We start from the raw sequence: 18,233 nt of genomic DNA on the forward strand, positions 1-18,233 counted from the left end.
GCGCTCAATCTGTCGACTTTGCGATAACCAACTCTTCCTGATCCTGTCGCCGCGAAACTTCTTCGCGAATCAGTCGCTCCAGGTCATCCGTCAGAGTGGCGTTGTCCAGCTTTTGGTTCGGCTTGCCCGCCAGATAGAACAGGTTCTTCGGAGTGCCACCGGTCAGGCCGATATCCGCTTCTCTTGCTTCGCCGGGCCCATTGACGATGCAGCCGATAATCGCAACATCCAGGGAGGTATTAACGTCTTCCAGGCGTGCTTCCAGATCATTCATGGTCTGGATCACATCAAAATTCTGCCGTGAACAGCTCGGGCAAGCGATAAAGTTGATACCGCGACTGCGCAACCGAAGGCTTTTCAGGATGTCAAAGCCGACTTTGATTTCCTGCACCGGGTCTGCCGCGAGAGACACCCGGATCGTGTCGCCAATACCGTCCATCAACAACATACCCAGACCAATAGACGACTTCACCGTGCCGGAACGAAAACCACCGGCTTCGGTAATGCCCAGGTGCAGAGGCTGCTCAATCTGGGCCGCAATCAACCGGTAGGCCGCCACTGTCATAAACACTTCCGAGGCTTTCAGGCTGACCTTGAAGTTCTGGAAATCGTGACGATCCAGGATATCAATGTGCCGCATGGCAGACTCTACAAGTGCTTCCGGTGTAGGTTCACCGTATTTTCGCTGCAACGCTTTTTCCAGGGAGCCGGCGTTCACACCGATTCGAATGGGAATATTGCGGTCCTTAGCGGCATTGATCACCGCACTTACCCGGTCATCCCGGCCGATGTTGCCAGGATTGATCCGCAGGCAGTCAACGCCCAGCTCCGCGACCCGCAATGCTATTTTATGATCGAAATGAATATCGGCCACCAAGGGCACAGAGACCTGCTGCCGGATTTTACCGAAAGCCTCAGCCGCATCCATGGAAGGAACCGATACCCGTACGATATCCGCTCCAGCTTCCTGGATTGCATTGATCTGGGCCACGGTTGCAGCGACATCGCAGGTATTTGTGTTGGTCATGCTCTGAACCGCGATGGGCGCATCACCACCTACCGGCACATCACCAACCATGATTTGCCGGGATTTACGTCTTTTGATCGGGGAATCTTGTTTCATTGACGGGAACCAACAATCTGTCCGGGCGTTAGGTTCAGGGTTCGAGCGTGAACTCTGATCTGTTATTCACTACACGAAAACTGTCCATTTCAAGGGGTTCTCCCTGAAACTGGATAGCTTCGACGGCGTTCATTGCTCCGACAACCACCTTGAGAGGCGGCACACCGGTTACATCCAGCCTGTCACCTTCTCGCCTCAGCGCACTGGCCAGACGCTGTCCGGTCGCATCGGTCACCTGAATCCAGCAATCCGCACTGAAGGTCATTTCCAGGCGCGCAGTGGATGACGAGGCTGATTGTGCGACTTCGGGCTCAGCAGGCACTGCTTCAGGCTCGATAGCGGACTGTTGCTCAGCGGTAACCGGCAAACCTGTTCCTTCCTGCAGGTCCACGTCATCACCGCTCACCATTGTAGGCTCAGGCTGTTCAAGTTGTTCTTCGCTCGGTGCACCATCAACAACCGGCGGCACTTGTTCAGAAACCTCGTTAGCCGATTCCTCTACCGAAACCGAAAACTCCGTCTCTTCAGCCGGGCCCGCTTCCTCTTCGGAGCCTTCGGTCAGGGGGCTACCGGCAACGGCCTGTTCGGAAGGCACTTCAACAGAGTCCGTGGCTTCTGCCGGCTCTTCGGCCAGGCCAGCGTCTTGCCCTGACAAAAAGTAAAATGCGCCATAGCCCGCCAAAGCAAGCAGAATAACAACCAGCAAAGCCTTGGCCAACTGCCGCTTTCTTTCTCTGCGGCGTTCAATATTAGCTAAAGGGTGAGCTTGTTGCTCCTCCTCCCTCTGCTGGCGGATGGGCGCCAATTCTGCATCCAGGTCACGAATCAGTGCGTCACCATCCAGATCAACCTGGCGAGCGTATGCTCTGATATAACCTTTCAGAAACAGTTCTGTATCTATCTTGCTGTAATCTCCGGCTTCAATCGCCTGGATAATTGACGACCGGAGATGCTGCTGGTCAGCAATCTCGGAGATACTCAGCCCTTTGAGCTCTCTCGCTCGCTGTAACTGCTGGCCGACGGGCCCTGCCGCTACCGATGTTTCCTGCTGTTCACTGCCCATTAGCAATCAGCACCTTATATTGTTGGAACTCCGACGACTCAGGAAATTCGTTTTTCAACAAAAGCACCAGGCTGGCCTCCTGGTCTCTGTCCTGAAAGTGGCGCGCTAGGCGAATACCCGTAAACAGGCTTTCGGCGGAATGTGTCAGCCTCGGATTCTTTTGAATCATGGTCTGAAGGCGGGCGTAGTAGCGTGAGGCGGCAGAATAATCCTCTTGCTCTACCAGAACGCGCGATAATGAAAGCACTGTGCGCGCCTCACCGCGGGTGAGCTCCACAGCCCTGCGGTATGCCTCTTCAGCCGGCTCCAGGTTACCCAGCCGTTCTTCGGTCATGCCCAGGTTATAGAAAACGCCGCCGCGATCTTTGTAACTGGTGTTTTCTGACGCAGCCCTGAACTGGCCACGGGCTTCTTCAAAACGGCTTTTACTGTAAAGGAAAGCGCCATAGTAAACACGACCGCGGGTGTAGCCGCCATCGGACGAGACCGACTTTTTGAAGCTTTCTTCCGCTAACCTGTCTTCCCCTTCCGAACTGTAAACCAGCCCCATGGCGGCATGGGCCGCCGCGTAGTCTTTGTCTAGCTCGAAAGCACGGTCCAGATGATGACGGGCCCGGCCAAGGTTACCCTGCCCTATGTAGGCTGTCGCCAGCTGTACATAATTCTCAAGGGCTTTATCCCGGTCGGCTTCCCGGGTGAAACGGCTGTCTGTTGTGGTCACGCAACCGGAAACCAGTAGCCCCAGCAGCACCAGAAACAGGGCGGTCAGTTTTACGGCTGTGTTCTTCACCATCAACAAACACCTTTATATTGCGACGTTGCACTGCCGTTCAATCAGGGGTTGACCTGCTGAACCGCAATATAGCGCTGGCTTCTGCGAGTACGATCTTCTACCCGACCCACCAACTGACCACAGGCGGCGTCGATATCGTCACCCCGGGTCGTGCGAATGGTTGCGACGTAGCCAGCCTCATTGAGTACAGTCTGAAATCTGCGCGTCGCATTCATGCTCGGCCGTTTAAAATCGCTCTCAGGGAACGGATTGAACGGTATCAGATTAATCTTGCAAGGCAAATCCTTGAGCAGAACCGCCAATTCCTGGGCGTGTTCCGGCTTATCGTTAACGCCTTCAATGACCGTGTACTCGATCGTTGCCTTTCGCTTCTCCGGCAATCTCGCAAAGTACCGCTTCGTGGCAGCCAACAACTCTGCGATCGGATACTTTTTATTCAATGGAACCAGCTTGTTGCGCAATTCATCATTGGGCGCATGGAGCGAGATGGCCAGTGAAACATCGGTAACCTCAGCAAGCTTGTCAATTGCCGGAACCACCCCTGAGGTACTGAGCGTCACCCGGCGCTTGGAGATCCCGTATGCGAGGTCTTCCATCATCAGGTTCATGGCATCGACAACATTGTCGAAGTTCATTAACGGCTCACCCATGCCCATCATCACCACGTTTGTGATCGGGCGGTCCTTGATATCAAACGGCATGAACGCCTTGCGAGCAACCCATACCTGACCAATCACTTCGGCAGCCGTCAGATTCCGATTAAACCCGCGTTTCCCGGTAGAGCAGAAAGTACAGTCGAGGGTGCAACCAATCTGTGAAGATACGCACAAAGTACCGCGCTCACCGTCCGGAATCAGTACGGTTTCAACACTGTTGCCGTTGTCCATCCGCATGACCCACTTACGCGTGCCATCCTTGGAGGTTTCATCAAACACCACCTCCGGACCACGCACCTCAGCCACTTCTTTGAGCTTTTCCCTGAGCGCTTTGCTCATATTGGTCATTTGATCGAAGTCATCGATGCCCCACTGATGAATCCACTGCAGCACCTGCTGGGCACGGAAGCGCTTTTCTCCCAGCGTTTCGAAGAAGGCCTCAAGTTTTTCCTTTGGCATTCCCAGAAGGTTGGTTTTTTCGGCAGGGGCAGTCATGGCATAACCTCGATCAGATAACCAATTCAGGGGCAACAGATGTCACCCCTGAACAGACAACATCAACCGCGCGGGCAGATTTCGTTGTCGTTAAAGAAATACGCTACTTCACGCTCTGCAGAAGCAGCAGAGTCGGAACCGTGAACGGCGTTGGCATCAATGGAAGAAGCGAAGTCTGCACGAATAGTACCCGCCTCGGCTTCTTTCGGGTTGGTAGCACCCATCAGTTCACGATTCTTCAGGATTGCGCCTTCGCCTTCCAGGGCCTGTACAACAACAGGGCCAGACGTCATGAACGCAACCAGATCGTTGAAGAAAGGACGCTCTTTGTGCTCGGCGTAGAAGCCTTCGGCCTGCTCCTGGGTCAGGTGCATCATCTTGGCAGCAACGATTTTCAGGCCCGCTTTCTCGAAACGGCTGTAAATTTCACCGATAACGTTCTTGGCGACCGCGTCGGGTTTGATGATTGAGAGCGTGCGCTCGTTTGCCATGCTATTTCTCCAGTCTGGTTAGGGTTAAAAATCAGGGGTTAGATTATACGCAGTCGGGGGCCTACTGCCTACCGCACCGTGCGAAGTCGCGTAACGACATCAACAATTTGCGCACTGGCAAACTCGATTTCGTCATGGGTACTGAAACGGCCAAACGAGAATCTCAGTGCACGATGCGCGAGCTCATCACTCAAGCCGATGCCTCTCAGTACAAACGACGGTTCAACCGTCGCCGATGCGCAAGCGGACCCAGAGGAAACCGCCAGATTTCGCAACCCCAACATCAATGATTCGGCCTCAACACCCTCAAAGGACAGGTTAACAATACCCGGCACCCGGCACTCCGGACTGCCATTAAAGTGGACGCCTTCCAGGCCGCCGAGCCCATCAAGAAACTTCGTCCGCAGCTGTTCCAGGCGTGTCATCTCAGCTTCAAAGGACTTGCCAGCCAACTCAAATGCCTTTCCCATACCGACAATCTGGTGAGTCGCCAGTGTGCCCGAGCGCATTCCTCGCTCATGCCCACCCCCGTGCATTTGCGCCTGCACCTGAACATCCGGTGACCGGCGCACATAAAGTGCACCAATGCCTTTGGGGCCGTATACCTTGTGGGCCGACAACGACAGCAAATCCACATTCAGGCTGGCAACATCCAGTGGCATCTTGCCGGCCGCCTGAGCCGCATCCACGTGAAACAGCACACCACGCTGACGAAGCAAAGCACCGATAGACTGAATGTCGGTAATACAGCCAAGTTCATTGTTGACCATCATCAGGCTGACCAGCCTGGTATTCTCTTTGAGCGCTGCGGCAACAGATTCCAGAGAAATCCGCCCATCCGCTTGCGGTGCCAGCCAGGTTACCTCAACGCCTCTTTGCTCGAGCCACTTGCAGGTGTCTACCACCGCCTTATGCTCTATGGTCGAGGTCACAATATGCGAACCCGAAGCTTCAACAACGCCTTTGATAGCCAGGTTGTCCGACTCGGTGGCACCAGACGTCCAGACAATTTCCCTTGGATCGGCATGGATCAGCTCAGCCACTTGACGCCGGGCATTCTCCACCGCAGCCTCAGCCTGCCAACCATAGCCGTGGGTGCGGGAAGCGGGGTTACCGAAAACACCATCGATCGTGAGGTGCCTGGCCATTTCTTCAGCAACAAGGGGATCAACGGGCGTCGTTGCCGCGTAGTCGAGGTATACAGGTTTTTTCATATGTAGGGAGAGTATGCTGTTGTCAGGCCGTAGCCTGGTCTTTCAGTTGGCGGGTGTTTATCGCATCCGCACCGGATTCTGACTGCTTACGATTTTGGCGATCGGCAACTAGCTGGATCTCACGCTTACGCATCAGATCTCCCAGGCTGATATCGCTCAGGAACTGGTGAATCTGATCCGTGAGATCAGACCAAAGATGGTGAGTAAGGCACTTTTCACCGTTCTGGCAATCGCCCTTGTTGCCACAGCGCGTGGTATCCAGCGACTCGCTGACAGCATCGACTACCTCGGCGATATACACGTGGTCGGCACTCCGGCTCAGCCTATAGCCGCCACCTGGCCCCCGAATACTTACCACCAGTTTCTGGCGCCGCAGTCGGGAGAAAAGCTGCTCAAGGTATGACAGGGAGATTTCCTGACGGGCTGAGATGTCCGCAAGGCTCACCGGCCCCTCACTGCCATGCAGAGCCAGATCCAGCATTGCTGTGACGGCATAGCGGCCTTTTGTGGTGAGTTTCATATTCTCAGCCCCGGTAATGGGATTGACTATCGATTCGCATCGCCGAGTATGGATTGACCTACCAAAACAGTCAAGTATTCAACCTTTACCTTCGGTATCCGTCTCATCGCGAACGCAATCGAAATCTTCCTCATGCAACGGCGGCAGCTCGCCATTCTGATACTCAGTATTAACCTTTCGGATCGCCTTGCACATGGTTTCAATACGCTCATCCACCGCGTGCATGTGGTCCAACAAAGAGCGCATAGCTCTGGCCACAGGGTCCGGCATTTCTTCGGTTACACCATAGGCGTCGAAGCCCATCCGCGCTTCCATTTCCTTGCGCCTGGCGTCGTCTTCTTCCGTTTTACGCTTCACTATAATCCGCCCAGGGATGCCAACCACGGTGGCTCCGGCCGGCACTGCTTTGGTCACCACGGAGTTGGAGCCTATCTTGGCCCCCTCACCCACCTCGAACGGCCCCAGAATCTTGGCTCCGGCGCCAACGACCACACCGTCGCCAATCGTCGGGTGCCGCTTGCCTTTATTCCAGCTTGTACCGCCCAGGGTAACCCCCTGATAAAGCGTTACATCATCGCCAATGATGGTTGTCTCACCAATAACCACGCCCATTCCGTGATCGATAAAGAAACGTCGACCGATGGTGGCACCGGGATGAATCTCAATACCGGTAAACCAGCGCGCCAGCGTCGACAGTGTTCGGGCCAGCCACTTAAGCCCCAGGCTCCACAACCAATGGGCCAGTCTGTGAAACAGCAAGGCATGCAGCCCGGGGTAATTGGTCAACACCTCAAAGGTGTTTCTCGCCGCAGGGTCCCTGTGAAAAACGCTTTTGATGTCTTCGCGCAAACGTTCAAGCATATTTATTCCCGCCCTTCATCTTTGGACCCAGCCGCCACCGGCTTTTGCTGGTCGCCACCCCTATGGGCTCCGGTTGCCTTTTGAATGGCAGCAAGAACGCCCCGGAGAATGTTCACTTCCATCTGATCCATTCGTGCTCTCTGGAACAACCTTCGCATACGGGCCATCAGGTGGCGCGGGTTATCCCTGCGATGAAAGTCCACATCCACCAGTACTTGTTCAAAATGCCCGAAAAAACCTTCCACCTCACCGACCGTTGCTGGCGGCACATCCCATCCCGGGTCTCCCGGCGCAACCATGGGCTCAAGGTGGGGGCTGGACTCACTGTCTTCAAGTCCTGCCAGATACCGCATTCGCAACTCATAGCACATGACCTGCACGGCCATAGCCAGGTTCAGCGAGCTGTAGTCCGGGTTTGAGGGAATATGAATGTGGTAATGACAGCGCTGCAGCTCATCGTTGGACAGTCCGTGGTTCTCGCGGCCAAATACCAGGGCCACATTCCCCTGAGCAGTATGCTCCGACGCGGTTTCGGCGGCCTGCGGCGGCGCAATGACCGGCCAGGGAACCTTCCGGCCCCGAGCGCTGGTACCCATCACCAAAACACAGTCGGCCAGTGCTTCGTCCAACGACTGCACAACATGTGCGCGGTCCAATACATCGGAAGCACCCGCTGAACGCGCATAGGAGGTTTCGTCAGGAAACGACGCAGGATTAACCAGCCAAAGATTCCCGAGCCCCATGTTCTTCATAGCCCGGGCAACCGCACCAATGTTGCCTGAATGAGAGGTTTCTACCAGAACGATACGAATCTGGTTATTAAAAGTATCGTTTCCTTCCGGCGACAGCGCGGGTTCGTGCATGGTTTTCAGGCCTGTTGCTCATCATTGATTTGAGAAATGAGCCGAATCATACCAGAAAGCGGAGGGTTTTAGCTCTCCGGATATGCCGCAACCCGGTGGTATCCGTGGATTTGCTGAGCCAAAAAACAGACAAGCACCATGAGTTTTTGCTATGCTGTGCGGCCTTCATACACCCGGATAATGAACACTCAGATGCAACCAGCAATTAAAATGGCCCTGCGCGTTGCCCGCCAGGGGTCTGACTACCTGAAAGCCCACTTCGAGCGACAGGAACCCAACGGCAAAGACGAATCCGAGCGATACCGACAGCTGGAACGGGTTGAACAATCCATCTACGACAACTTCGTAGAGCAGCTTGCCAAAGCCTACAAAGACCACACCATCGCGCCGATGGGTGAGGCAGATGCTAACGGCAGCGAAAGAAGCTGGCACATTTTCCCGGTTCTTGGCCGTGACAATTTTGTGCGGGGCATACCCGAGTTCGCAATGGCCCTGTCCCAAAAGAAGAACAACCGCACTGAAAACCTGCTGATCGTTAACCCGATCACCGGAGAAGAATATTCCGCAAGCCGGGGACATGGAGCGGCCCTGAACAGTCGTCGTGTTCGCGCATCAGAGGTGAAACTGCCCGCTCGATCGGCGCTCGCAACCAACCTGCTGGACCAGGCCCGTCAAGGTGACGACCCAATGATCTGGGGCGAAATGGCGGCAACCCTGGCCCGCGAAACCGGCATCTTTCGCACCTCAGGCTGCGTGGTACTGGACATCGCCCGGGTTTCTGCAGGACTGCTGGACGCTGCCATCATTTTCCGGCCTGAAGCCGTCGACCTTGACCTCGGCGTAACTCTGGCCATGGAATCTGGCGCACTGACCGGCGACTTTTCGGGCAACCCGTCTATCGGTAACGCACGTCAACTGATTGTGGCAAACCCGAAGCTGTTCAGAGAAGTCCTCAAAGTGCTGCACCCTTTCCGGGGGCGCCTGCCGCGTTAAACACTTAACGATGGCACAAAAAAAACCGCCACTCCCTGGGGATGGCGGTTTTTTTGTGCCGGACCATAACGCCCGGCAACCTGAAGGTTACATCCGGTTGAGCCACTCAGGTGGCTGCTCTTCCTCGGCTCCCTCGCCCGCGCCCTCTTTGGCAGGAACCATAAGATCTTCACGGGTAACCCCCATCACCATCAGCATGTTGGCAGACACGTAGATGGATGAGTAGGTACCCACAACCACGCCAATAATCAACGCAAGCGCGAAGTTATTGATGGCCTCCCCCCCCAGGAAGTACAAAGCGAGAAGCACAACCAGGGTCGTACCAGAGGTATTGATGGTCCGGGCGATCGTTTCATGGATCGACTGGTTAATGATATCCCAGGGTTCGCCTACCCGAACTTTTCGGAAGTTTTCCCGAATCCGGTCTGCCACAACGATGGTATCGTTCAGCGAATAACCAATAACCGCAAGCAAGGCCGCCAGGACCGTCAGATCAAACGTCCACTGGAACAGGGCGAACACGCCCAGCACGATCAAAACGTCGTGGGCCAGTGGAATCACCGAAGCGATACCGAATTTGAACTGAAAACGCATGCCGACATAGATTAACACCACAGCCAGCGCTATCAGAAGGCCGAGCCCACTGTCTTCCTTCAGTTCCTCACCGACCTGAGAGCCCACAAACTCTGAGCTCACCAGCTCGAGTTCCGCTCCCGATTGAGACAGAGTTGCCGTCACTTCCCTGGCCAGTTCATCGTTACCTGCTTCGGCCATGCGAATCAGCACTGTGGTATCGGCACCGAAGTTCTGTACCGAAAACTGCTCATAGCCGACGTCGGTAAGGGTGTTGCGGATCTCGTCCAGATTTGGAGCCTCAGCGTACTCAAACTCAACCGAGGTTCCGCCGGTAAAGTCCATACCGAAATTCAGACCACGAACTCCCAGCAGAGCAACCGAAGCAATGACAAGCAGGATGGAGAACACGGAGGCTATCTTCCGGAACCCCATAAAATCAAATGGTTGTTTTTCTATATCAGGCATTAGCGAGCCTCCCTCCGATCGACAATTTCTCGACCCTTCGGCCGCCATACACCAGGTTCACGATACTTCGGCTCACCATCAGACCACTGAACATGGACGTCAAAATGCCGATACAAAGTGTAATCGCGAAGCCCTTCACCGGCCCGGAGCCCATCGCAAAGAGAATCACGGCGACCAGCAACGTGGTGATGTTGGCATCAAAGATGGACACGAATGCACGGCCGTAACCTGCATTGATGGCACTCTGGGGCGGCGCACCGGCCCTGAGCTCTTCCTTTATACGCTCGAAGATCAGCACATTGGCATCAACCGCCATACCAACCGTCAGCACGATACCGGCGATACCTGGAAGGGTGAGAGTTGCGGACAGAATCGACATGCACGCCACCAGCAGCATCAGGTTCAGGGTCAGCGAAACGTTCGCTACGAGACCAAACCCACGGTAGTAGACCAACATGTACAGCAGCACCAGACCAAAGCCCAGCGCCACAGACATCATGCCTGCATCGATGTTTTTCTGACCAAGGCTAGGCCCGATTGTACGCTCCTGTACAAAGTACATGGGTGCCGCCAGCGCACCGGCCCGCAGCAACAGTGCCAGCTCCGCGGCTTCAGGAATCGAATCGAGACCGGTGATGCGGAAACTGCTACCCAGAGCCGACTGCACCGTTGCGAGACTGATCAGGCCTTTTTCGATAACACGGTTTTCTACCTGCTTCAGCTCGCCATCGACTTCCCGCGTTTCCATCTCGGTCCGGAATTCGATGAACAGAACCGCCATGCGCCGACCAACGTTGTTACGGGTGGCGCGATTCATCAGGTCTCCACCCACCGAATCCATGGTGATATTAACCTGTGGCTGGCCATTCTCATCAAACGCCTGCTGGGCATTTGCCACGTTGTTACCGGTGGCAATCACATCGCGCTCGAGACGCGCAGTACGTTGAGGTGTATCCCGGAAGCTGAACTGTTCGGTCTCAGCTGAAGGCGCATCCTGGCGCGCCTCCATACGAAACTCCAGATTGGCAGTCGCACCCAGAACCCGCTTGGCCTGTGCGGTGTCCTGCACACCCGGAAGCTCGACAATGATGCGATCGGCGCCCTGGCGCTGAACCAGAGGTTCTGCCACACCCAGCTCGTTAACACGGTTGCGGATGGTGGTGAGGTTCTGCTCCAGTGCGTATTCCTGGATGTTGCGGACCTCAGCTTCCGACAACGTCAACGTCAGCAGAAACTCGCCGCCCTCGGTGCTTTCATCCAGCAGGAATTCGTTGAACTGGTCGCGAACCAACTCGAAGGCCTTGGTTCTGGATTCGGAATCCCGGAAGCTGAAAACAATGTCCTGACCATTTTGAACATCGCCGCCCCGGTAACGAATTCTTTCATCGCGCATGTCTTGCTTGATCTGACCGGAAAGCGCCTCAAGCCTTTGATTAACTGCGGTTTCCATATCGACTTCAAGCAGAAAGTGAACACCGCCGCGAAGGTCAAGGCCCAGTTTCATAGGCCCAGCACCGAGGCTACGCAGCCAACCAGGAGTCGACGGGGCCATGTTCAACGCTACCAGATAATCGTTACCCAGTGCGGCCTGGACAGCCGGGCGCGCCCGGAGCTGATCATCAGAGCTGGTCAAACGAATCAACGCATCCCGCTCTTCTACGGCACTGGACTTGACTTCAATACCCTGAGCTTCCAGTGCTCCCAGAGCGCGGTCGAGAATTCGCTGATCCACTTCGGTACTGCCACGGGCACCGGTGATCTGGATCGCGTAATCGTCAGGGAAGAAATTCGGTAAGGCGTATATAAATCCGATGATCAGTGCAAACACAATCACCAGATTTTTCCAGAGAGGATACTTATTCAGCATGGGATCCCTTTGGGCCGGCAAGTCCGCCAGCCTTGGTGTTTCAGCCAGTGTGATTCAGCCGGCGCTATGTGCGCGCCGGCCAGGAATCAGCTCAGATGTCCTTGAGCGTGCCCTTCGGCAGAGCACCAGCAACAGCAACTTTCTGAACCTTGATTTCGATATTGTCGGCAACTTCCAGAACGATAAAATCGTCGGTGACCTTAGTAATGCGGCCAACAACACCGCCAGAGGTGACCACTTCATCGCCTTTGTTCAGGCCAGACATCAGGTTCTTGTGTTCCTTGGCACGCTTGGACTGCGGGCGCCAGATCAGGAAGTAGAAAATCAGGATAAAGCCGGCAAAGAAGATAACCTGGCCCATTATGCCCATGCTCTGTCCACCAGGCGCTGCAGCTTCTGCCATGGCCAATGCAGGCATAAGAGACAGCAGACCGGCGATAAGCAGTTTGATCGATTTCATTCAGGTTCTCCGTTTATTAACTAGTCTTGAGTAAAAGTGGTCAGGAATCGCCCAGCGGCGGCACGCTTTCGCCACGTAAGGCATAGAATTCGCTTATAAAGTCGGACAATGTACCTGCTTCAATGGCCCCACGCAATCCACTCATCAGGTTCTGATAGAAACGCAGATTGTGGATGGTATTCAGCTGGGATCCGAGCATTTCCCCACACTTATCCAGATGATGCAGATAACTTTTGGAAAAATGCTGGCAGGTGTAACAGTCGCAGCGATCGTCCAGTGGCCCTGTGTCGTGGCGGTTCTTGGCGTTACGGATTTTTACAATACCGGTGGACGTGAACAGATAGCCATTTCGGGCATTACGCGTTGGCATCACGCAGTCGAACATGTCTACACCGCGCCGCACAGCTTCTACAATATCTTCCGGCCGGCCAACACCCATCAGATACCGTGGTTTGTCTTCCGGCATTTTGGGTGGCAGATGGTCCAGGATTCGAATCATGTCCTCTTTCGGCTCACCTACTGACAGACCACCAATGGCGTAGCCGTCAAAACCGATGTCGGTCAGCCCCTGAAGCGAGCGATCCCTCAGGGACTCGTACATACCACCCTGCACGATACCAAAGAGCGCTGCGGGATTACCCTCATGGGCCTTTTTGCTGCGATCAGCCCAACGCAGGGAAAGCTCCATTGATTCTTTCGCCTGCTTTTCGGTGGCGGGATAGGGCGTACATTCGTCAAAGATCATGACGATGTCCGAGCCAAGATCACGCTGAACCTGAATCGCAATTTCCGGCGACAACTCCACCTTGGCACCATCTACCGGGGAACGAAAGGTAACGCCCTGCTCAGTAATCTTTCGCATTTCACCCAGACTGAACACCTGAAAACCGCCGGAGTCCGTGAGAATGGGCCCCTGCCACTGGGTAAAGTCATGCAGATCACCGTGCGCCTTCACGACTTCCGTGCCCGGGCGCAACATCAGGTGAAACGTGTTGCCCAGAATAATCTGTGCACCAATGGCCTCAATATCCCTCGGCAGCATGCCCTTAACCGTGCCGTACGTGCCCACCGGCATGAACGCAGGCGTCTCTACTGTCCCGCGCGGAAAGGTAAGCCGGCCTCGACGGGCCCTACCATCCTCTCCCAGCTTTTCAAACGACATAAAACAGGATTCACTCACAGTCAGTCTCCACTGGATTCGGTGTGGTTATCGCCGAACTGATCAGCGCCTGCCAGCATGCCGCGGCTAGGCTCCTGCGCAGTCAGGAACATGGCGTCACCGTAGCTGAAAAAGCGATAACGCTGCTCTACCGCTTCACGGTATGCAGACATAATGTTGGTATACCCGGCAAACGCACTGACCAGCATGATCAAGGTGGATTCAGGTAGATGAAAATTGGTGATCATGGCATCCACCGTCTGGAAACGATAACCCGGATAGATAAAGATGTCCGTTTCATCCCGAAACGTATGCAAGCGCCCTGCCCGACTGGCTGATTCCAGCGAACGAACGGAAGTGGTTCCCACCGCGACCACCCGGCCGCCTCTGGCACGAGCCTGATGAACGGCGTCGACCGTTTCCTGGGGCACATGGGCCACTTCACTGTGCATGACATGATCTTCCAGCTTGTCGACCCGGACCGGCTGAAAGGTGCCAGCCCCGACATGCAGAGTCACGTAGGCGAACTCAACGCCTTTTGCTTTCAGGGCCGCCAATAGTGCGTCATCAAAATGCAGGCCTGCCGTCGGCGCCGCTACTGCACCCGCTTCCCTGGCATACACGGTTTGATAACGCTCCCGGTCGGAAAGATCATCTTCACGCTCCATATAAGGAGGCAGCGGCATGTGACCGATGCGCTCCAGCACATCCAGTACCGCTTCAGCTCCATCGTAAACAAAACGGAACAGAGCATCCTCACGGCCAACCATGGTCAGCGAAGTGCCATCCTCCAGAATGACTTTCTGGCCTTCCTTCAGTGCTTTCGAGGCTCGGGCGTGGGCAAGAATTTCCCGCTCGCCCAGTAGGCGCTCAACCAGAACTTCAACACGGCCACCGGTCTCTTTCTGACCAAACAAGCGAGCCGGAATAACACGGGTATTGTTGAAGACCAGAAGGTCGCCTGGCTGCAGCAAATTTAGGAGGTCGGTGAACTGACGATGTTCGGTTTTGCCAGACAAGCCATCAAGGCTGAGCAAACGGGAGGCACTACGTTGTTTAAGCGGGTAACGAGCAATCAACTCGTCCGGCAGGTCAAAATGAAAATCGGAGACGTTCATGGGCCGGCTATTCACGATGCCGCAGGTTGCGGCCAATAAGTGGTAGCGGCGGGCGGACTCGAACCGCCACGGGTTTTACCCCAACGGATTTTGAATCCGTCGTGTCTACCAATTTCACCACGCCGCCATCGGAGAGTGGGAGGATTATACTGAGCCTGAATCTGAAAGCAACCGGGGCAGCATGCAAAAATCGCCTACTGCCTCAATAAATTACAAACGATCAAACAGTGAGAGTCGGGAAATCTGGGCAAAGGACTGCTGAGCCGCCTGCAACACAAAGCTTTGGAAGCTCAGATTACTGATGGCTTCTGCGTAGTCCACGTCCTGGAGCTGGGAGCGGATTTCCTTGGTGTAGAGCGCGGAGTCATCCAGGAATGCAGTGGTAGACTCAACTGCATTTAGGCGGCCGCCAAGCTCGGTTTGCGTCAGAATCAAAGACTCCTGAGCGTTATCGAGATTGGTCAGCGACTCCGCAATAAGGGCGTCGTATTCCGCATTGGTTTTCGGTGTGCCTTTGGCAAGCGTATCCAGACCACTGATCAGGTTCTCGATGGTTGCAAAGACCGACTGCTTGTCGCTGATGCCGATTGTAAACGAATCGGTCAGTGTTGGATCCGCGTCAAATACAGCATCATTAACGGTCAGCTCAATCCCGGCCACTTCAAAAGGCTCACCTACGGTAGGCGCAGGAACGGGGGTCAGGTTCAACGCTCCGCCGTTAGCGGTGATGGACAAAGTGCCGGCAGCATCTACCACCGTTACCGTCAGATCATTCGGCACAGCCGGTGCAAAATCACTTCGTAAGTCGCTCTCATTGACCAGCGCAAGATCGGATACGTAGCCATCAACAGAGTTGGTGCCGGTCATCGAAACAGCAGCTGGAACATTCTCGAAAATGCCTTTTCCATGATCACTGATGGGCACCGTTACGCCGTCATCGATCTCCAGCACCCGCTGCCCCTCATCCCCCTGGTAAACCCAAGCACCGGAGTCATCCTGAACGAACGCCTGAGTATTGCCCTGAAAGCCACTAAAAATGTACTCACCGGAGGCATCCCGAGTATTGGCTACGTTGGCCAACTGACCGAGGCGCTCCTTCAATTCGGCCGATATGGATTTCCTGTCATTGGCGGACAGCGACCCGTTACCGGCCTGAACCGTCAGTTCCCTCACCCGCTGGATGATGTCGACCGCACTGGCAAGAGAGCTCTCCTCCTGCTTGAGTCGGTTGTCAGCCAGGCTTGCGTTGCGGCCGTAGGTTTCTACCCGCTTGAGATCCTGGTCCAGCTTGAGAATACGGGCCGCCGCCACCGGATCATCCGAAGGTTTGTTAACCTTCTTACCGGTGGAAATCTGTTGTTGGGTATTCACCAGATTGCTGTTGAGATCCTGCAGCCGGTTGATACCGCCGGAAAAAATCTGCTGTGATGAAATTCGGATCATTTTACCTTACCTCACCTTACCGGAAGCTCTGCAGCAATGTATTGAACAGGTCCTGGGCTACTGACATAACCTGTGCAGACGCGTTGTAGGCAGCCTGATACTGGATCAGTTTGCCGGCTTCTTCATCCAGGTTGACCCCGGAAATGGACTCTCTCTGGTTGTTGGATTGCTCCAGCAGGGTTTGGCCAGCGTCTTTGTCGAGCTGGCTCTGGCGGGTTTTTACGCCAATATCCTCGACCAGACCGGCGTACCCTTCGGTAAAGTTCTGGCTGCCGCCATTCATGGTATTGGCAGTACCGAGCGCCGCAAGCAATTCGGCGTTTCGGTTGTCAGAAACACCGTTCTTATTGAAATCGATGGTGAAGGTATCGTTCACATTCGGCTCACCGGTCATTTCAAACTGGTAGCCCTGATAGGCACTGCCGGCATTCGGGTTATCACTGAAGAAGGTGTTGATCTTCTTGGGGTCGTATACGCCGGTTTCTAAAACATTCGCTCCAACCGGTGGCACCGGCGTATTGTCTGTAATCGTATAGCCATATGTGCCACTGGCGGCATCATAGCTGTCGAACTCGATCGTTATCGGCCCATTCGCCAATTCACCCCGGGTCTGAAAACCTGGCAACAACGCATTGGTATTGGGGTTACGGACATTCAGCATCTTGCCCTGATTGATGGTCGCCGTCCCCAGGTTATTCTCGCCCGCACTTGCCCTGATCGGGCTGGCAAATGCCAGATCTTCTTCCCGGCGAACATTCAAAGCAATGTTTTCAGCAGCGTTACGACTGGGTTGAATCAGGTACTTGTCACCCGCGTTGAATTCGCCACCTTCTACTCTAATGCTGAATCCCGGCATGGTGATTTCCGACTGGACCGGTTGAGGCAGGCGGCCCTGACTGGCGGTCTCGCCGGTGGCGGTATCGATCAGCTCATAGCTTCGTCCATCACCGCTGAACTGGAGCGACCAGGTACCGGCTGGCAACAAGGTGCTGTCCGTAATCTCAACTGCCAGCCTGGCATTTTTCGGCTCTGAGTTATTCGCGTTTGGCACCACCCGGCTGCGCTGAAGCTCCACACTGTTGATGTCAGTGAAGAAGTTACTCCCCAGATCACCCTCCAAATCCATACCAATTTCATTCTGGTGATTGATGGAGGCCGACAGGGTCACGGCCAGGCGGCCCAACTCATCAAACGCCGGCTTCAATGCCTGTTCATCAAAACGGCGCAGCCCCCCCAACTTCCCACCTTGAATCTGTTCGTCGACCAACAGGCTGCGCCCGCCGGTTGTCAGCGTGAATTCCATCCGGGTGGGGTCTTCGGCACTCGTGCGCGTACCAAACTCAGACGCGTTAGCGCCGGTTACCAGCGCCAATCCGTTGGCCAGAGACACGTTGACCTGACTGCCCTCGGTCTCTGTGACCCGGATTCCCACCAACTCAGACAACTGACGCAGTTTTTCATCGCGCTTGTCCAAAAGTTCCAGGGGCATCCGGCCCTGTGCCAGACCCGGCGATTCCGAAATGGCGAGATTGAGCTCCGCAATACTCTTCAACAGGGTATTGGCATCTTTTACGCCCTGCCCCATCTGGGTTTTGATGGATTCTCGCTGCTGTACGAATTCTTCATGGAGCGCCTGAAAACGGTTGACCACCTGCTGCGCTTCGCTCAACACCAGTTGGCGTTGCGGCAGAGATGTGGGATCTTCCGCTGCGTTCTGCAGTGACGCAAAGAAGTTGTTCAAGGCACTGTTCAGACCAGTACTTTCACCACCCAGAAGGTTATCCAGCCGGGTCAGTTCCGAGTTAAGCGCATTCTGCTCACCAAACAGCGTGCTGTCCTCGCGCACCTGCTGGGTCAGATACTCGTCAGCCAGGCGCCGGATGTTTTCAATGGAAACACCACTACCCACGGTACCGGCGCCGGTTCGGCGGCCTTCCTGGGTATCAAACTGAACTTCCTGCCGGCTGTACCCCGGTGTATTGGCGTTGGTGATGTTGTTGGCCGTGGTATTCAGGGCGCTCTGATAACTGAGAACACCGGTCAAGCCGATTCCGATCAATCCTGCCATGATCT

At 55.0% G+C, this 18,233-nt stretch carries 17 protein-coding genes and 1 tRNA gene; 1 reads left to right on the forward strand and 17 read right to left on the reverse strand.

Annotated elements, in window-relative coordinates; translation table 11 throughout:
• Positions 1–4: 4 nt before the first annotated feature.
• From ispG to trmJ, 9 genes are all read right to left on the reverse strand, one after another.
• A complete protein-coding gene (gene ispG / locus QPL95_RS16260; RefSeq protein WP_303291983.1) occupies positions 5–1,123 on the reverse strand; it encodes a flavodoxin-dependent (E)-4-hydroxy-3-methylbut-2-enyl-diphosphate synthase in 1,119 nt (372 codons plus the stop codon).
• Positions 1,124–1,157: 34 nt separating this feature from the next.
• Positions 1,158–2,186 carry a RodZ family helix-turn-helix domain-containing protein gene (locus QPL95_RS16265; RefSeq protein WP_303291984.1) on the reverse strand — a complete coding sequence of 343 codons (1,029 nt, stop codon included), beginning with the start codon at positions 2,184–2,186 and terminating at the stop codon, positions 1,158–1,160.
• Complete coding sequence (pilW, locus tag QPL95_RS16270) at positions 2,176–2,979, reverse strand: type IV pilus biogenesis/stability protein PilW (protein WP_303291985.1); 804 nt, start codon at positions 2,977–2,979, stop codon at positions 2,176–2,178. Before pilW ends, QPL95_RS16265 begins: the two co-directional genes overlap by 11 nt.
• A gap of 41 nt (positions 2,980–3,020) precedes the next feature.
• Positions 3,021–4,130, reverse strand: a complete 1,110-nt coding sequence (gene rlmN, locus QPL95_RS16275; protein ID WP_303291986.1) for a 23S rRNA (adenine(2503)-C(2))-methyltransferase RlmN — start codon at positions 4,128–4,130, stop codon at positions 3,021–3,023.
• Between the two features lie 62 nt (positions 4,131–4,192).
• A complete protein-coding gene (ndk, locus tag QPL95_RS16280) occupies positions 4,193–4,621 on the reverse strand; it encodes a nucleoside-diphosphate kinase (protein WP_247063391.1) in 429 nt (142 codons plus the stop codon).
• 68 nt (positions 4,622–4,689) lie between these two features.
• Positions 4,690–5,835, reverse strand: coding sequence for an IscS subfamily cysteine desulfurase (locus QPL95_RS16285; protein ID WP_303291987.1), 1,146 nt, complete (start codon positions 5,833–5,835; stop codon positions 4,690–4,692).
• Positions 5,836–5,857: 22 nt separating this feature from the next.
• Positions 5,858–6,355 (reverse strand): Fe-S cluster assembly transcriptional regulator IscR, encoded by a 498-nt coding sequence (gene iscR, locus QPL95_RS16290; protein WP_303291988.1) that lies wholly within the window; start codon positions 6,353–6,355, stop codon positions 5,858–5,860.
• A 78-nt stretch (positions 6,356–6,433) separates the two neighbouring features.
• Positions 6,434–7,216, reverse strand: a complete 783-nt coding sequence (gene cysE, locus QPL95_RS16295) for a serine O-acetyltransferase (RefSeq protein WP_303291989.1) — start codon at positions 7,214–7,216, stop codon at positions 6,434–6,436.
• A gap of 2 nt (positions 7,217–7,218) precedes the next feature.
• Positions 7,219–8,079 carry a tRNA (cytosine(32)/uridine(32)-2'-O)-methyltransferase TrmJ gene (gene trmJ / locus QPL95_RS16300; RefSeq protein WP_303291990.1) on the reverse strand — a complete coding sequence of 287 codons (861 nt, stop codon included), beginning with the start codon at positions 8,077–8,079 and terminating at the stop codon, positions 7,219–7,221.
• Positions 8,080–8,271: 192 nt separating this feature from the next.
• Between trmJ and QPL95_RS16305 the strand changes: the two genes are divergently transcribed.
• Positions 8,272–9,072: an inositol monophosphatase family protein gene (locus tag QPL95_RS16305; RefSeq protein ID WP_303291992.1), complete on the forward strand. Its 801-nt coding sequence runs from the start codon at positions 8,272–8,274 to the stop codon at positions 9,070–9,072.
• An 87-nt stretch (positions 9,073–9,159) separates the two neighbouring features.
• Here QPL95_RS16305 and secF read toward each other — a convergent pair whose 3' ends face one another.
• From secF to flgK, 8 genes are all read right to left on the reverse strand, one after another.
• Complete coding sequence (gene secF, locus QPL95_RS16310) at positions 9,160–10,113, reverse strand: protein translocase subunit SecF (protein ID WP_303291993.1); 954 nt, start codon at positions 10,111–10,113, stop codon at positions 9,160–9,162.
• Positions 10,106–11,980, reverse strand: a complete 1,875-nt coding sequence (gene secD / locus QPL95_RS16315) for a protein translocase subunit SecD (RefSeq protein WP_303291994.1) — start codon at positions 11,978–11,980, stop codon at positions 10,106–10,108. The genes secF and secD overlap by 8 nt, the downstream gene beginning before the upstream one ends.
• A 91-nt stretch (positions 11,981–12,071) precedes the next feature.
• Positions 12,072–12,440, reverse strand: coding sequence for a preprotein translocase subunit YajC (gene yajC, locus QPL95_RS16320; protein ID WP_303291995.1), 369 nt, complete (start codon positions 12,438–12,440; stop codon positions 12,072–12,074).
• Positions 12,441–12,480: 40 nt separating this feature from the next.
• Positions 12,481–13,602, reverse strand: a complete 1,122-nt coding sequence (tgt, locus tag QPL95_RS16325) for a tRNA guanosine(34) transglycosylase Tgt (RefSeq protein WP_303292028.1) — start codon at positions 13,600–13,602, stop codon at positions 12,481–12,483.
• Between the two features lie 20 nt (positions 13,603–13,622).
• Positions 13,623–14,717, reverse strand: coding sequence for a tRNA preQ1(34) S-adenosylmethionine ribosyltransferase-isomerase QueA (gene queA, locus QPL95_RS16330; RefSeq protein ID WP_303291996.1), 1,095 nt, complete (start codon positions 14,715–14,717; stop codon positions 13,623–13,625).
• Positions 14,718–14,757: 40 nt separating this feature from the next.
• Positions 14,758–14,844 (reverse strand) — tRNA-Leu (locus QPL95_RS16335).
• Positions 14,845–14,927: 83 nt separating this feature from the next.
• Positions 14,928–16,160, reverse strand: coding sequence for a flagellar hook-associated protein FlgL (gene flgL / locus QPL95_RS16340; protein WP_303291997.1), 1,233 nt, complete (start codon positions 16,158–16,160; stop codon positions 14,928–14,930).
• 16 nt (positions 16,161–16,176) lie between these two features.
• On the reverse strand, positions 16,177–18,228 hold the full coding sequence (gene flgK, locus QPL95_RS16345; protein ID WP_303291998.1) for a flagellar hook-associated protein FlgK: 2,052 nt from the start codon (positions 18,226–18,228) through the stop codon (positions 16,177–16,179).
• Positions 18,229–18,233: the final 5 nt, after the last annotated feature.

The organism is Marinobacter sp. SS5-14b (genome assembly GCF_030541005.1).
GTDB lineage: Bacteria > Pseudomonadota > Gammaproteobacteria > Pseudomonadales > Oleiphilaceae > Marinobacter.